Below are 13,583 nucleotides of genomic sequence, written 5' to 3' on the forward strand. Positions count from 1 at the left end.
GGTTACTTGGGGCTTTTCCAAGTGACCCGCTGTAAAAGCGGAACCAATAGCCGCCGTTACCGCAAAAACGGATATGCCCCCAATCCCAATCCCAACCCCAACCCCCAAAGCCTTTCCGCTTCAAACCGCCGCAACATAAGGCACCCGATTCAACCGCTTATTGAACTCCAGCCACCCCCCCAACAACCCCATCAACCCAGCCCCCACCAACGCAGTGAAAACCTGCATGGCAAAGGCATCATCAGTCATGGCATTGACCATATCCGCCAATGGCGCCAGCAACACACCGAGGCAAAACACCTCCAGCGAATAGCGCCCCATCCGACAGCATTGCTGCGCCAGCCAGTTGCGCGTCCAGCCCCTGTCCGGCAACAGCTTCGCCGCCACATACGCCAACGCCAGAAAATGCAACAGCCGCACGGGCGACAGATCCGTCTTGCTGATCGGGTACAGCAGATTACTCAGACTGGCCGGCATCAGCGCATCGTGGATGTGCGGCCAACGCCACAAGACAGTAATCACACCCGTCACCACCACATACACCGCCGCGCTGACAAACAACGGCCGGCGCAGCAACGGACGAGTGTCGACCTGCCGTGGCCGCTGCCCATGAATCGCCGCGGCACCGCCGAGCACAAACAGCAACTGCCACGTGACCGGATTGAAATACCACACACCATCCTTGATCGCCGCCAGGTTCCAGCCAAACGACGGCGCCAGCAGGTACACCGTCAACGACACCGCAACCACCGCCCAGGCCTTGCGCACCAGCATCGGCAGCACCAGCGGCAACCCGGCCAGCAGCACGATGTACAGTGGCAACGGGTCCATCAGGTTAGGTTTGAAGCGCAACAGCAACTCATCCGTCAACGCTTGCTGCGGGTTGGTGATGAAGTGATGCAGGCCCATTTCCTCGACCAGGTCGCGGGTTTCCACGTGGCTGTTGGCGAAGAACACAATGCCCATCAGCATCGCCAGCAGGAAAATATGCACCACATACAACACCCAGGCGCGGCGCAGAATTTTCACGCAGGCAATCAGAAATCCGTCGCGCGCCAGGATCTTGCCGTAGGCCAGGACGGCTGCATAACCGGCGAGAAACACGAAAATTTCCGCAGCATCGCTGAAGCCGAAATTGCGCAGGGTGATTTGACCCAGCGGGTTGTGGGGCACGTGATCCCAGAAAATGAAGATCAGCGCCAGGCCCCGGAAAAAGTCGATTCGGTGATCGCGTTCAGTCGTCATGGCTACGGGCTCTTGAACGGGTTGAATTAGAAGCGGTCGGCGCTGAAAAAAGGTGGCGCGCCGCACATTGGCGGCGCGCAGGGTGCAGGGATTCGCCGTCAATTGCAAAGCGTGGATATTACGGGATGTCTCTGGACATCGCCGGCCAACAACCGCTTGTCTAAAAGACGTGCAAGCCTGCTATCTCTGAGTAACGTCAGAGTTCAAAGCTCTACCGATTGAAGGCGGAATTCCTCCAGAGGCGCCGGAATGAAGATCAGCGAATGGCTCGACAAAGAGCTCACCGGCCGTCAGGTCTGGCTGTTGTTTCTTTTTGCGACGCTGATTTACATCCTCCCGTTGATCCTCGCGGACTTTCCCTACATCGACGACAACTGGCGCACCCTGGCCGCGGGCACAGGCTGGGCGGGCGAGGGGCGTCTGTTCGCGCAATGGTTCTACAACGTCCTGACATTCAGCGGTGCCGCGCCCAATATCTTCCCGCTGCCCCTGTTGGTCGTTACGCTGGCCATGAGTGCGGCGTTGACCCGCCTGACGTTCCACTACTTCCCTGAACCGACGCTTGCCCATTGCCTGGTGGTGTTGCCACTTTGGTACACCCCGTTTTTTCTGCAGAACCTGTCCTATCAATATGACGGGCCGACCATGGCGCTGAGCGTTGTCGCGGTGATTTACGCGATCACCTATCGAAGCCCTTCACCCGTCCGGCGATGGGTCGTGCCGGCCGTGCTGATCGCGTTGGCCGCCGGCTTGTATCAGGTCAGTATCAATGTGTTTCTCGGGCTCTGTTGTCTGGAGTTGCTGCGCGGCGCCAACGACAAATTACCCTGGCCGGCGTGGCGCGCAATGATTGGCTGGAAAGTCGCGCAGACGGTGCTGGCCTGGTTGATCTACTACGCCACGGCCTATTCCTACATGACTCAGAACCGAACCGGTTTTTTGAACGGGGCGGCGGCACCGCTGCTGCAAATTGAGGTGAATGCGGGGCGGGTCCTGGAAAAAGTCGTGCTGCTGTTTCATGGCGGGTTGGCCTGGGTGTTCGCCGGATTGTTGTTGTGCGCCATTGCGGGTGCCGTGCGTGTGGGGCAGCACGTGATGGAGCGACCCGACACTGGCCTGAAGAAAAGCGTGATCGGCCTGCTGTGTCTGTTACTTCTGCCCATGCTGATGTTGCTGGTGCCGGGCGCAACCTTGTTTTTCCGCGACTTCAACGAAGGCGCCCGAACGTTGATGGGCTTTGCTGTGGTGCTGGTGCTGCTGTTCTACCTCAGCCATCTGGCGCTTGCGCCGGCACACGGAAAACTGCCGCTGCTGTTGCTGGTCCCCTTGCTGGCAATGCTCTCGCTGTCCTTCGCTTACGGGCGAGTACTGACACAGCAAAAAACCTTCGCGACTCAGGCGCTGTTTGCCCTGAGTGCCGACATCGCCTCCCGCCCGGCATTGCGCCAAGCCAAGCGTATTTACCTGTCGGTGACGTACTCCGACCACTGGCTGGTGTCAGCTGCCGGGACGTTCAAGCAGATGCCGGTGTTGCACTATTTGTTGAACAACGACTTCTACATGCTCGCCGAAAACCTGCCGAAAACCGGCATCACCAACGTGGTCCGGGAAAACGAACGACGCAATGCCACGCGGGTCGGCTACCTGGGTTATCCGCCGCTGGTGGACACGCTGTTCTATCGCATTTATCTGCTGGGTGATTACGGCTTCATCGTTATGAAAGAACCGGTTCCGGTTAAAGCGCTTGTGTGGTGAATGCATGACCGTTGGTCTGGGAGAGTGCGCGACCTGTTATTTCTGACAGTAGACGCCCATCGGCCCTGACTTTAGGTTTGAAACACCCCAGAAACAGCAATAGGCCAAGGATCGGACATGAAAGCTTTATGGAAAGAGTTTTCCACTTTTGCGGCAATTGGCGTCGCCAATACGCTGATTCATTGGCAGATGTTTTACGTACTCGTCACCGCGGCCGAGTTCAGTCAGGCCGCCAGTAATTTTTCGGCATTTTGCGTCGCCGCGACATTCTCGTTTTATGTGCACGTGCTTTACACCTTTGAGGCCGGCGCGTCTGCACTTCGTTATCTGGTGTATGTGTTCTTTATGGGGGTAATGAGTTACCTGGTCGGACATTACGCTGATGTCTGGAAAATACACGGGCTGGTGACTGTCGCATCTTTCTCGTTGTTGAGCCTGATCTGCGGATGCTTCTTTTCGAGACTTGTTCTGTGTAGTGAGCGTGAAGCGTGAAGGTATCGCCTCGATTTGCCGATAGAGCGGCACTGATTTCGGTGGTGGTCATTGCGTTGATCGTCAGGTTCCACGCTATTAGCGTGCCCGCTGTCTGGTATGACGAGGCCTATAGCCTGTTCCTTGCCGAGGGATCGCCCTCGTATATCTGGTCCACGACGGCTCTGGATGTTCATCCACCGCTTTACTATGTGTTGCTGCATTACTGGATGCTGGTGTTCGGTAATGGTGTCTTGTCTGCCCGATCCCTGAGTGCACTGGCCGATTTAGGCACATTGTTGCTATGCATAAAATTGATGAGCCTGGTGGCGACACGAAGGGCGACCTGGATTGCTGCTCTGCTGTTGGCATTGCTGCCTATATCGGTTCGTTACAGCCAGGAAATCCGGATGTATACGTTGCTCGGTTTTTGGCTCATGGCCGCGACCGTGGCGTTGGTATGCTGGGTCAATTCACCGCAGCAAAAGCGCTTTGCGGTCTTGTATGTGCTGCTGATGACGGCTGCTTTTTACACGCATTATTTCGCAGCGCTGTGCGTTGTGGTGCATTGGCTTTTTTGGTGTCAGACGCGCGGATTGTCCATTCGCACATGGGTACTGGCCAACAGTGCAATCGTCGCGCTGTACCTTCCTTGGGTACCGAATCTCTCTCACCAACTGCTGCAGGGAGAAGGGCTCGAATGGATACCACGTCTGACTTGGCAGAGTGTGCTCACAGCCGGTTGGCAGTTCACAGTGATAAGTGATTCGGTGCCAGCGTTGTCCTGGTGGCGTGTCGTGGCGACACTATTGATCCTTGCTTGCGCAGTGTTGGTAATGGTGGAAGAGCAGCCCAAGCGTCATTACAGAGTGTTGCTGGTTAGCTATTTTTGGGTGCCAGTCCTGTGCGTATTGCTGCTTTCGCTGTTCAAACCGTTATTTTTTGCTCGATACCTTGTGTTCGCAGCTATCGCGTTGCCCTTGATCGTCGCACTTGCTCTGGATGCATGGGGGCGCAGATCCAGGACGCTTGTCTTTGCCGTTGTGGCACTGCTTGTCTTTGGAGAATCTCAGGGATTGCGGGCGGTATACGCACAGACGGATGAGATGGGCGGTACAGACGTTCGACAACAGGGACGGCTGGACATCTTGGCGGCTGGCATCGCTCAAGAGAGCCGGTCGGATGATGTGATAGTGATCGATGGATTGTTTTGGTACTTGCCGTTCATGTACTACAACACGAGCGGCATCCAACCGAGGATTTACGTTTACAAGTCCCCGACTGGCGAAGCGTGGGGGCCCTCCAGGTTTGGCGGCTGGGCGTTGGTTTCTCAGCGTGCAGTCGATAGGTCTTTCAATGATTTTTCGGCTTTGGAACTGACGGCCAAAAGGGTTTGGTGGATTACGGGTTTTACCAGGGCTGAACATTCCGGGCTGTTTCCAAAAGGCTGGAAACAAAAGTTGTCATTGAAGGAGGGGTATGTCGAAGCGCGTCTGTTCACGCTCAATACAGCGCCAACCTCTCCCGGGGCTGACGCGCAACCATTTCTCACGCAGCAACCACCTCATTCGGCTCAAAACTATCCGCCCGCGCCATCTGCCACATCCGCGAGTAGAACTCGCCGTTCACTTCCCCAGTGAGCAATTCCCCCGGCTTCAAGAACACATGCAACTGCGAGAACAACTTGATCTCGGTCGCCGACATGCGTCGCACCAGATGCTTGGCCGACAACTGTGACGGGTGATCGAGCCCGGCCGCCGCGAGCATTTCCGCCAGGGCCTTGAGCGTGTTGCGGTGGAAGTTGAAGACACGCTGTGCCTTGTCCGGAACTACCAAAGCGCGCTGACGCAAGGCGTCCTGTGTGGCGACACCGGTGGGGCATTTGTTGGTGTGGCAGCTTTGCGACTGGATGCAGCCGATGGCGAACATGAAGCCGCGTGCCGAGTTGGCCCAATCGGCGCCGATGGCCAGCACGCTGGCAATGTCGAAGGCGCTGACGATTTTGCCGCTGGCGCCCAGTTTGATTTTGTCGCGCAGGTTCAGGCCCACCAGGGTGTTGTGCACGAACAACAAGCCTTCGCGCATCGGTACGCCGATGTGGTCGGTGAATTCCACCGGGGCGGCGCCGGTGCCGCCTTCCTTGCCGTCGACCACGATGAAGTCCGGGAGGATGCCGGTTTCCAGCATGGCCTTGGCGATCCCCATGAATTCCCACGGGTGGCCGAGGCAGAACTTGAAGCCCACCGGTTTTCCACCGGACAGCTCACGCAATTGCTGGATGAAATGCATCAGTTCGATCGGCGTGGAAAACGCGCTGTGGCGCGACGGTGAGATGCAATCTTCGCCCATCAGAATGCCGCGGGTTTCGGCGATTTCCTTGGTGACCTTGTGCTTGGGCAGGATGCCGCCGTGACCGGGTTTGGCCCCTTGGCTCATCTTGATTTCGATCATCCGCACTTGCGGCGTCTGCGCCTGGGCGGCGAAGCGTTCCGGGTCGAAGCGTCCGTCTGCGGTGCGGCAGCCGAAATAGCCGCTGCCCAATTCCCAGGTCAGGTCGCCGCCGTTTTCCCGGTGATAGGCGCTGATGCTGCCTTCACCCGTGTCGTGGGCGAAGTTGCCGAGTTTGGCGCCCTGGTTCAACGCGCGAATGGCGTTGGCGCTGAGCGAGCCGAAGCTCATCGCCGAGATGTTGAACACCGACGCCGAGTACGGCTGGGTGCACTGCGGGCCGCCGACGATGACCCGGAAACCGCTCGGGTCGCTCAACGGTGCCGGACGCATGGAGTGGCCAATGAATTCGAAACCCGATTGATAAACATCGATCAGCGTGCCGAACGGTTTGTCGGCGGTTTCATTTTTGGCTCGCGAATAGACCAGTGAACGCTGGGACCGCGAGAAGGGCAGGGCGTCGCTGTCGGATTCGAGCAGGTATTGGCGGATTTCCGGGCGAATGCCCTCCACCAGGTAGCGAATGTTGCCCAGGATCGGGTAGTTGCGGCGCACCGCGTGGGGGCTTTGCAGCAGGTCGAAAAGGCCGATCAGGCTGAGCACGCCCGTGACGGCGGTGATCGGCCAGAGCCAGTCGTGTTGCAGAAAAGGCAGGCTGGCGAGGGTGAAGATCACGCAAGCGGCAAAGAAGGCGTAGCGGCTCAGGAGTGACAGGCTCATACGGTTTCCTTGGGTTCGGACTCAATAATTTCAACGCACAGAGGCATGGATACAAACACAGATCCTTGTAGGAGTGAGCCTGCTCGCGATTGCGGTGGTTCAGTCGACATCAATGCTGAATGAAAGACCGCGATCGTCGGAACGCCGCCCGGAGCAGGCTCGCTCCCACAGAAAAGCAATGCACTGTCTAATCAGGCATTCTGCGCCTGGAGAAAAATCGAAAACAGCTCGGACTGGGATTTGATCCCCAACTTGCTGTACATGTGTTTCTTATGGACTTTCACGGTTTCTACAGAGATTTCCAGCTTACGGGCGATTTCTTTACTGGAGCAACCGCTGAGCATCAAACGGCCGACGTCCAGTTCTCGCGCAGTCAATTGCGTGCCTTTGAGTTGCTGCACCGAAGCCTCCAGTTGCACCCGCCAGTCACCCTGCGGCGGGGTGGGCGCAAGGGCCACGACTTCGTTGATTTCGTAGGGCAGGCGTTGGCGCAACAGGCCCAGCACCCAAGGCTGGATCAGCGACAACAAGGCAATCTGCTGGCCACTGAAACGCTGCTGGCTGCCCAGTGACAGGCACAGCGTGCGGTCGCCTTCGAGCTGGCAATTGAACTGGATTTCATCGGCCACGACATTCAGACGAAAGTAGCGCTGGTAATACTCGGTCAGCTCGAAGTGCTCCGGCGCCACTTCCGACAACCGATAGAGGCCGGTGCGCGATTGCTCACGGCAGGCGATGTAGAACGGATCCAGCAAGTACAGGCCGCGCAGGTAATCCTGGAAGAGCTGATCCGGGCTGCCGTCCAGTCCGGGGCATTCGGCGAACACTTGCGGGTGCTGGTCGGCGCTGAAAAGCAGGGCCACCCAGCTGTCGAAGGTCACGTACTGATCCAGCAGGCGCACCAGTTGCGTCCAGAAATTGGGCTTGTCCAGCGCGTCGATCAGTTGTCCGACCGAGCGGTGCCAAGCGATGTCGTCTAACGAAAGTGTCATGCCTCTACCCCTATCGGGTTACCCCAGCGGCGTGATTCCCCGGCCCGCTGCTTGCTGCGCATACTGGCGCACAGACACAGACCGGGCAATCTTTCTGCCGCCCGGCCCATCACAAGGACTCCCCATGAAAGTCGAACTCGCCCAGTTGGCGGGCCGTGACAACGGCACTGCGTACAACCTCGAACGCGCCTTGGCGGCGATTGCTGCCTGCGCTGGCGACACACAACTGATCGTCTTCCCGGAAACCCACCTGATGGGCTTTCCCACCGCCGCCACCGTGGACCAGACCGCTGAACCGCTCAACGGGCCTACTGTCAGCGCCATTGTGGCGGCTGCCCGCGAACGCAACATCGCGGTGGTGATCGGCATGGCCGAGAACGACAACGGCCGTTTCTACAACACCACGCTGCTGATTACTCCCGAGGGCATCGCGCTGAAATACCGCAAGACGCACTTGTGGGCTTCGGATCGCGGCGTGTTCGAGGCCGGTGACCGTTACGCCACCTGCCAGTGGAACGGCGTGCGGGTCGGCCTGCTGATTTGCTACGACATTGAGTTCCCGGAAACCGCCCGCGCCCTGGCGCAGCTGGGCGCCGAACTGCTGATCGTCACCAACGGCAACATGGACCCTTACGGCCCGACTCACCGCACCGCGATCATGGCCCGGGCCCAGGAAAACCAGGCGTTCGCGCTGATGGTCAACCGCGTGAAAGACAGCGACGACGGGCTGGTATTTGCCGGTGGCAGTGCGCTGGTGGATCCGCTGGGCACGTTGCTGTTCGAAGCCGGACGGGAGGAGGGGCAGTTTGCGGTTGAACTGGATTTCAGCCAGTTGGAAGCGGCACGTAAGGACTATCGGTACCTGGATGATCAACGGCTGAAGTTGCCGGGGGAAATCGTCGAGCAGACTTCTGGCGTTCGGGAGTTGCTGATTCCTAAAAACTGAAGATGACTGATCCTAAAAACTGAAGATGACCGATCCTAAAAACTGAAGATGACCGATCGTTCCCACGCTCCGCGTGGGAATGCATCAACGGACGCTCCGCGTCCGCTTTTGGGACGCGGAGCGTCCCCGGCTGCATTCCCACGCAGAGCGTGGGAACGATCATTTAGCGCCGAACTCGGCTCTGCCATAAATCTAATAAATTCGGAGTAGTCGCTCATGGCTCGTTTGCAACGCACCCTGTCATTGGGTTCGGTGGTGCTGTTCGGCATTGCCTACATGACGCCGATCATTGTGCTCGGCACTTTTGGCATCCTCGCTCAATCCACCGCCGGCATGGTGCCGGCCGCGTACCTGGCGGCGCTGGTGGCGATGTTTTTCACGGCCATGAACTACGGCCGAATGGCGTCGGCGTTCCCCGTCGCCGGTTCCGCCTACAGTTATGTGCGCAAAGCGATCAGCCCCAAACTCGGATTTATCGCCGGGTGGGCCGTGCTGCTCGATTACCTGTTCCTGCCGATGGCAATCTGGCTGATCGGTGCGGCTTACCTCAACTCCGCGTTCCCGGCTGTGCCGCAGCGGCGGTGAAAAGAAGGGGCTGCGTGAGTTCGTGCTGTTCCTGTTGTTCCCGTTCATTGGCCTGGCCGCCGATTTGTGGCTGATGGTCAGCCTCGATCACCTGGCGATTTACCTGGGCTTGAGCTGGCTGGCGATTGGCGTGGCGTACCTGGCGGTGTTGACCAGTGGTTTCCGCCGCCAGCCTCCGGAGATGGATTTCCAGGAAGCCACCTGACCTCCGGACACTGCATAACCCTGTGGGAGCGACGGTGTTCAGGCGGCGGGTTTTGTCTGGTGCATGGGCAACTCGACCCGGAACGTGCTCCCGGCACCCACCTCGCTACGCACTGTGATATCCCCCCGGTGCTTCTTCACAATGCCATAGGACAGGGACAAGCCCAGCCCCGTCCCTTGGCCCACCGGTTTGGTGGTGAAGAAGGGGTCGAATATTTTTTGCAGGGTGTCCGGCGCGATACCCGAGCCGGTGTCTGCCACCTCGATCCAGACCTTTTGCTCCTCAACCCCGGTACGCAATGTAATGGTGCCGCGTTGCGGTCCCATTGCCTGCGACGCGTTGACGATCAGGTTCATGATCACCTGATTGATTTGCGACGGCAGGCACTCGATGTCGGGCAACACCTGATATTCCTTCAGCACATCGGCCTTGTACTTGAGTTCATTGGCGACGATGTTCAGGGTCGATTCGATGCCCTGTTGCAGATTGGTCCACTGCCATTCCTGATTCGAGTCCACGCGGGAGAAGTCCTTCAGGTCCTTGACGATCTGCCCGACGCGGTTGATGCCGTCCTTGGATTCCTTGATCAGTAACGGAATGTCCTCGCGCAGAAACTCCAGCTCGACCCGTTCGCGTAATTGCCCAAGCCGTTCGAGCACCTCGCTTGAGCCAATCGCCTCTTCGGCATCGCGATAGGCATCGAGCATGGCCTGCAGTTGCTTGAAGTAACCCTCGAGGCTGCCGAGGTTGGAGGAAATAAAGCCGATGGGGTTGTTGATTTCATGGGCGACGCCGGCCGCCAACTGACCGAGGGAGGCGAGTTTTTCCGATTGCACCAATTGCGATTCAAGCTGTTTGCGCTCGTCAATTTCTCGCTGCAACGCCACGCTGGCCTCTTTGAACTCGGCCGTGCGCAGGTTAACCAGGTGCTCCAGATTGCTCATCTGCACAGAGGCCCGTTCAGTCATTTCCCACTTGGTCAGCAGGGTGTTGGCCATCTGCTGGACTTCGATGTTGTCGAACGGTTTTTTCAGGATCAGCAAGCGGTCATGTGCGTGTAGACGCTCCAGCAGTTCATCCCAGGAATAGTCGGAATACGCGGTACACACCACCACTTGCAGGTGCGGGTCTTGCCGCCACAAGTGTTCGATGGTCTGCGCGCCGTCCCAGCCTTCGGGCATGCGCATGTCGACGAAGGCGAGGGCGTACGGGCGGTTTTGCTGCAAGGCCTGGTTGAGAAGTTCCAGGCCTTCCTGGCCGCCGTAAGCCGAGTCCAGTTCGAACAGGGTACCCGCGGCTTTGACTTCAATGCCAAACAGCGCGGCTTCCATTTCGTCCAGTTCGACTTGCTGCACCGCCACGGGCGTGAGGATCTTGCGAAAGTCCTCGTGAATGGACGGCGTGTCGTCGATCAGCAGAATGCGTCGGTTCGAAGGTTCGTTCATGCCTGCTCCGTAACGGTTTTCAGCGGGATCTGCAGGGTGAACAGCGCCCCTTTTCCAGGCCCGTCGCTGTGCGCGCTGAGGTGGCCGTTCATCTCGATAGCCGCCAGGGCGCAACTGTGCAGGCCGAAGCCGTGACCTTCCTTGCGGGTGGTAAATCCGTGAGCAAAGATTCGCGTCATGTTTTCCGGCGCGATGCCTTCGCCATCATCCTTGACGCTGATCTGCAGGGTCGCGTCTTCAATAATTTTCACCCCAAGTGTCATTTGTCGCGGGCGATTGCTGAGGTCGGACATGGCGTATTTTGCGTTGCTGATCAGGTTGATCAGGATCAATAGCAACCGATGCTTGTCCCCCATGACCTGCGGCACGTCGTTGTACTCCTTGATCACCGTCACGTGGTGCCGGGTCAGGGCGCCGGAATTCATGCGCAGGGCGTCTTCGAGCAACTCGCTGATGTGCAGCGGTTCCGTCAGGTTGTTGGCTCCGGCATAGGACTGCTGGGTGGCGACAATGTCCTTGATGTGATCGACGCTCTTGGTCAGTTGGGCGAGTTCGTCGGTCATGCTGTGTTGTTCGAGCGCAATGGCTTCGACCAGTTGGTTCAGGTAGCCGGGCAGTAATTTGCCTTTCTCGTCCAGGGTCAGGAACGTGCCAATGTCGCCAGGATAGGCGTTGATCAGCTGCATCGCCTTGCCGAGACCTTGAGCCTTGCTGCTGCGCAGTTTGCGCGAGACCAGGTCTGCCGAGATGTTCACGCTGTTGAGCACGTTGCCGACGTTGTGCAACACATTGGTAGCGATCTCGGCCATGCCAGCCAGGCGTGCGGTATCGAGCAGTTCACTCTGGGTATCCTTGAGCTCGCGGGTGCGTTCTTCGACCCGGTGTTCGAGGTCGTCATTGGCGGTTTGCAGGGCTTTGTTGACGCGGTTGATCACCGTGAAACTGCGCATCAAGTGAATCGCCATGTACACCAGCAACATCACCAACAGCACGGAAAACACCAGCATGTAGAAGTGGTAGCGCTGATCGATCGCGACGGCCTGCTGTTGATCCTTGTTCAGCAGGTCGGTGATGTCGTCCAGCCGTTCGGCCACGGGAATGGCTTCGATGTTTTCCAGCAAGCGGTTGACCACCGGCTGTTCCCGCAGGATCAGCGCGACGTGATTGCTCAGGATATCGATCGGACGGTGGAACTCCTCCGGCAGGCTCAACTTGTTCACGCTCAGTTTGTTCAGGCCCACCAGGATGTCGGCGGCTTTGTCATCAGAGGTGACCTGGGCAAATTCCAGGCCGCTGAGCAGCAGGTCATAGGTGTCGGTGGCAATGTTTTGCAGCTGCAGTTTGTCGCTGTCCAGCAACTGGGCAAGGGGTTGCTGAATGTCATCTTCGGCGGTCGGCAGAAACGCCAGGGAGTTGCGCAAGACGGCATTGTGCGATTTGAACTGTTCCACCAGCCGGGACTTTTCCTCGAAAGCGCTCAGATAGGCATCATGGCTGGCGCGCCAGAGGGGGGAATCGTTGCGGCCGTGACTGGACTCCATCGTGTCGAACCGCTCCCACAACTGAGTCATCTCGGTCAGCGGCGTGACCAGGGGATCGTAGTTGTGGTTGGTGTCTATCCGGGCCTTGAGGATTTCCGTTTCCCATTGCGCGTTCAGCTGTTTCATCCGGGAAATCAGATACCGGGATTCAGTGTAGGTCAGCGTTTGGTTCGAGCTGGATTTGAGGTACAGAAACAACAGCATCGAGGCCAGTAACAGCGCCGCGATGCCGAGGAGTGCCAGGCTGCTGCGATGGGACATTTTCATAAGGGTTTGCCTTCCCATTCACCGGTCAGGGTCTTGAGGAACTGGATGATCAGGCCCTTGTCGTCTGCGGAGGGGATGCGTCCCAGCTGAAAGGTGAACATCACGTCCACGGCGTCCTCGAGGGTTTTGGCCGAGCCGTCGTGAAAGTACGGCGCGGTCACGGCGACGTTACGCAGGCTTGGAACCTTGAACACGTTGCGGTCCTCTTCGTCCTTGGTCACCAGATAGCGCCCCAGGTCGGTTTCGGTCGGGTTACCCCGCATCTTGAAGTAATCACCCATCACGCCGAACTTCTGGAACATGTTGCCGCCGATGTTGACGCCTTGATGGCAGGTGATGCAGCCGTAATCCTTGAAGCGTTGGTAACCGTATTTTTCTTCGATCGTGAGAATGTCGGTATTGCCTTTCAGGTATTGGTCGAAACGCGAGTTTGAACTGAGCAGTGTGCGCTCGTAGGTGGCCAGGGCATTTTGCACATTGGGCTGGGTCACGCCGTCCGGGTAGGCGTCGGCAAATGCGCGGTGATACGCCGGGTCGGCCGACAGGGTCTGCACCACGTGTTCCCAGTTGCTGCCCATCTCACTGGGGCTTTGCACCACGGTGTGGACCTGGGTTTCCAGGGTGTCGGCGCGACCGTTCCAGAACTGTCGGAAGTTCAAGCCGGCGTTGAATACGCTGGGGGTGTTGATTGTCACTGGCTGGCCGTTGAAGCCAATGGAAAATGCCTTGTCATCGGCGCCACCGTTTTCCAGGTGATGACAGCTGGCGCAGGACAGGCTGTTGTTGACCGACAATCGGGTCTCATTGAACAACTGGCGACCCAGTTCGACGCGCTGCGGGTTTTGTTCTGGAGCGGCCGGCAGCGGTTTGAGCGGTTCATTCAGCGGCTCGCAGACCGCGCCCGCACTGAGTCCGAGCAAAGGCACCAGCAGCAGGCAGTACAGCAATGGCGACATCTTATGA

11 protein-coding genes and 1 pseudogene are annotated in these 13,583 nt (G+C 58.2%); 6 read left to right on the forward strand and 6 right to left on the reverse strand.

The features are described 5' to 3' along the window. Window positions 1-120 precede the first annotated feature (120 nt). Window positions 121-1,245: an OpgC family protein gene (locus tag QRN31_RS00415; RefSeq protein WP_285429467.1), complete on the reverse strand. Its 1,125-nt coding sequence runs from the start codon at window positions 1,243-1,245 to the stop codon at window positions 121-123. Between the two features lie 249 nt (window positions 1,246-1,494). Between QRN31_RS00415 and QRN31_RS00420 the strand changes: the two genes are divergently transcribed. The 3 genes from QRN31_RS00420 (at window position 1,495) to QRN31_RS00430 (ending at window position 5,111) form a co-directional block, all read left to right on the forward strand. Next, window positions 1,495-3,000 carry a glucosyltransferase domain-containing protein gene (locus QRN31_RS00420; protein ID WP_285429468.1) on the forward strand — a complete coding sequence of 502 codons (1,506 nt, stop codon included), beginning with the start codon at window positions 1,495-1,497 and terminating at the stop codon, window positions 2,998-3,000. Between the two features lie 117 nt (window positions 3,001-3,117). Beyond that, on the forward strand, window positions 3,118-3,492 hold the full coding sequence (locus QRN31_RS00425) for a GtrA family protein (protein ID WP_285429469.1): 375 nt from the start codon (window positions 3,118-3,120) through the stop codon (window positions 3,490-3,492). Beyond that, window positions 3,489-5,111, forward strand: coding sequence for a glycosyltransferase family 39 protein (locus QRN31_RS00430; RefSeq protein ID WP_285429470.1), 1,623 nt, complete (start codon window positions 3,489-3,491; stop codon window positions 5,109-5,111). The genes QRN31_RS00425 and QRN31_RS00430 overlap by 4 nt, the downstream gene beginning before the upstream one ends. Here the strand turns inward: QRN31_RS00430 and QRN31_RS00435 are convergent. Continuing rightward, window positions 5,020-6,639 (reverse strand): FMN-binding glutamate synthase family protein, encoded by a 1,620-nt coding sequence (locus QRN31_RS00435; protein ID WP_285429471.1) that lies wholly within the window; start codon window positions 6,637-6,639, stop codon window positions 5,020-5,022. The two genes, QRN31_RS00430 and QRN31_RS00435, sit on opposite strands and share 92 nt — an antisense overlap. Window positions 6,640-6,830: 191 nt before the next feature. Further along, window positions 6,831-7,631 carry a helix-turn-helix transcriptional regulator gene (locus tag QRN31_RS00440; RefSeq protein ID WP_285429472.1) on the reverse strand — a complete coding sequence of 267 codons (801 nt, stop codon included), beginning with the start codon at window positions 7,629-7,631 and terminating at the stop codon, window positions 6,831-6,833. 124 nt (window positions 7,632-7,755) lie between these two features. Between QRN31_RS00440 and QRN31_RS00445 the strand changes: the two genes are divergently transcribed. The 3 genes and pseudogenes from QRN31_RS00445 (at window position 7,756) to QRN31_RS31485 (ending at window position 9,367) form a co-directional block, all read left to right on the forward strand. After that, window positions 7,756-8,577 (forward strand): carbon-nitrogen hydrolase family protein, encoded by an 822-nt coding sequence (locus tag QRN31_RS00445; RefSeq protein ID WP_285429473.1) that lies wholly within the window; start codon window positions 7,756-7,758, stop codon window positions 8,575-8,577. Between the two features lie 216 nt (window positions 8,578-8,793). Continuing rightward, a pseudogene (locus QRN31_RS31480) lies at window positions 8,794-9,150 on the forward strand (amino acid permease); the annotation flags it as partial. Window positions 9,151-9,184: 34 nt separating this feature from the next. Next, window positions 9,185-9,367, forward strand: a complete 183-nt coding sequence (locus tag QRN31_RS31485) for a hypothetical protein (RefSeq protein WP_502942432.1) — start codon at window positions 9,185-9,187, stop codon at window positions 9,365-9,367. A gap of 38 nt (window positions 9,368-9,405) precedes the next feature. Here QRN31_RS31485 and QRN31_RS00455 read toward each other — a convergent pair whose 3' ends face one another. Genes QRN31_RS00455 through QRN31_RS00465 form a run of 3 tightly spaced genes read right to left on the reverse strand, consistent with a single transcriptional unit; the run spans window position 9,406 to window position 13,576 of the window. After that, a complete protein-coding gene (locus QRN31_RS00455; protein WP_285429474.1) occupies window positions 9,406-10,812 on the reverse strand; it encodes an ATP-binding protein in 1,407 nt (468 codons plus the stop codon). Further along, window positions 10,809-12,620: a DAHL domain-containing sensor histidine kinase gene (locus QRN31_RS00460; RefSeq protein ID WP_285429475.1), complete on the reverse strand. Its 1,812-nt coding sequence runs from the start codon at window positions 12,618-12,620 to the stop codon at window positions 10,809-10,811. The genes QRN31_RS00455 and QRN31_RS00460 overlap by 4 nt, the downstream gene beginning before the upstream one ends. Continuing rightward, window positions 12,617-13,576, reverse strand: a complete 960-nt coding sequence (locus QRN31_RS00465; RefSeq protein ID WP_285429476.1) for a cytochrome-c peroxidase — start codon at window positions 13,574-13,576, stop codon at window positions 12,617-12,619. Before QRN31_RS00465 ends, QRN31_RS00460 begins: the two co-directional genes overlap by 4 nt. Between the last annotated feature and the right edge of the window lie 7 nt (window positions 13,577-13,583).

The sequence above is a fragment of the Pseudomonas sp. fls2-241-R2A-110 genome, assembly GCF_030209165.1.
Taxonomy (GTDB): domain Bacteria; phylum Pseudomonadota; class Gammaproteobacteria; order Pseudomonadales; family Pseudomonadaceae; genus Aquipseudomonas.

What these genes read in the sequence shown, in the direction of transcription:
- QRN31_RS00415 (WP_285429467.1), bottom strand. Translation starts at nt 1,245, where the DNA reads ATGACGACTGAACGCGATCACCGAATCGACTTTTTCCGGGGCCTGGCG.
- QRN31_RS00420 (WP_285429468.1), top strand. Translation starts at nt 1,495, where the DNA reads ATGAAGATCAGCGAATGGCTCGACAAAGAGCTCACCGGCCGTCAGGTC.
- QRN31_RS00425 (WP_285429469.1), top strand. Translation starts at nt 3,118, where the DNA reads ATGAAAGCTTTATGGAAAGAGTTTTCCACTTTTGCGGCAATTGGCGTC.
- QRN31_RS00435 (WP_285429471.1), bottom strand. Translation starts at nt 6,639, where the DNA reads ATGAGCCTGTCACTCCTGAGCCGCTACGCCTTCTTTGCCGCTTGCGTG.
- QRN31_RS00440 (WP_285429472.1), bottom strand. Translation starts at nt 7,631, where the DNA reads ATGACACTTTCGTTAGACGACATCGCTTGGCACCGCTCGGTCGGACAA.
- QRN31_RS00445 (WP_285429473.1), top strand. Translation starts at nt 7,756, where the DNA reads ATGAAAGTCGAACTCGCCCAGTTGGCGGGCCGTGACAACGGCACTGCG.
- QRN31_RS00455 (WP_285429474.1), bottom strand. Translation starts at nt 10,812, where the DNA reads ATGAACGAACCTTCGAACCGACGCATTCTGCTGATCGACGACACGCCG.
- QRN31_RS00460 (WP_285429475.1), bottom strand. Translation starts at nt 12,620, where the DNA reads ATGAAAATGTCCCATCGCAGCAGCCTGGCACTCCTCGGCATCGCGGCG.
- QRN31_RS00465 (WP_285429476.1), bottom strand. Translation starts at nt 13,576, where the DNA reads ATGTCGCCATTGCTGTACTGCCTGCTGCTGGTGCCTTTGCTCGGACTC.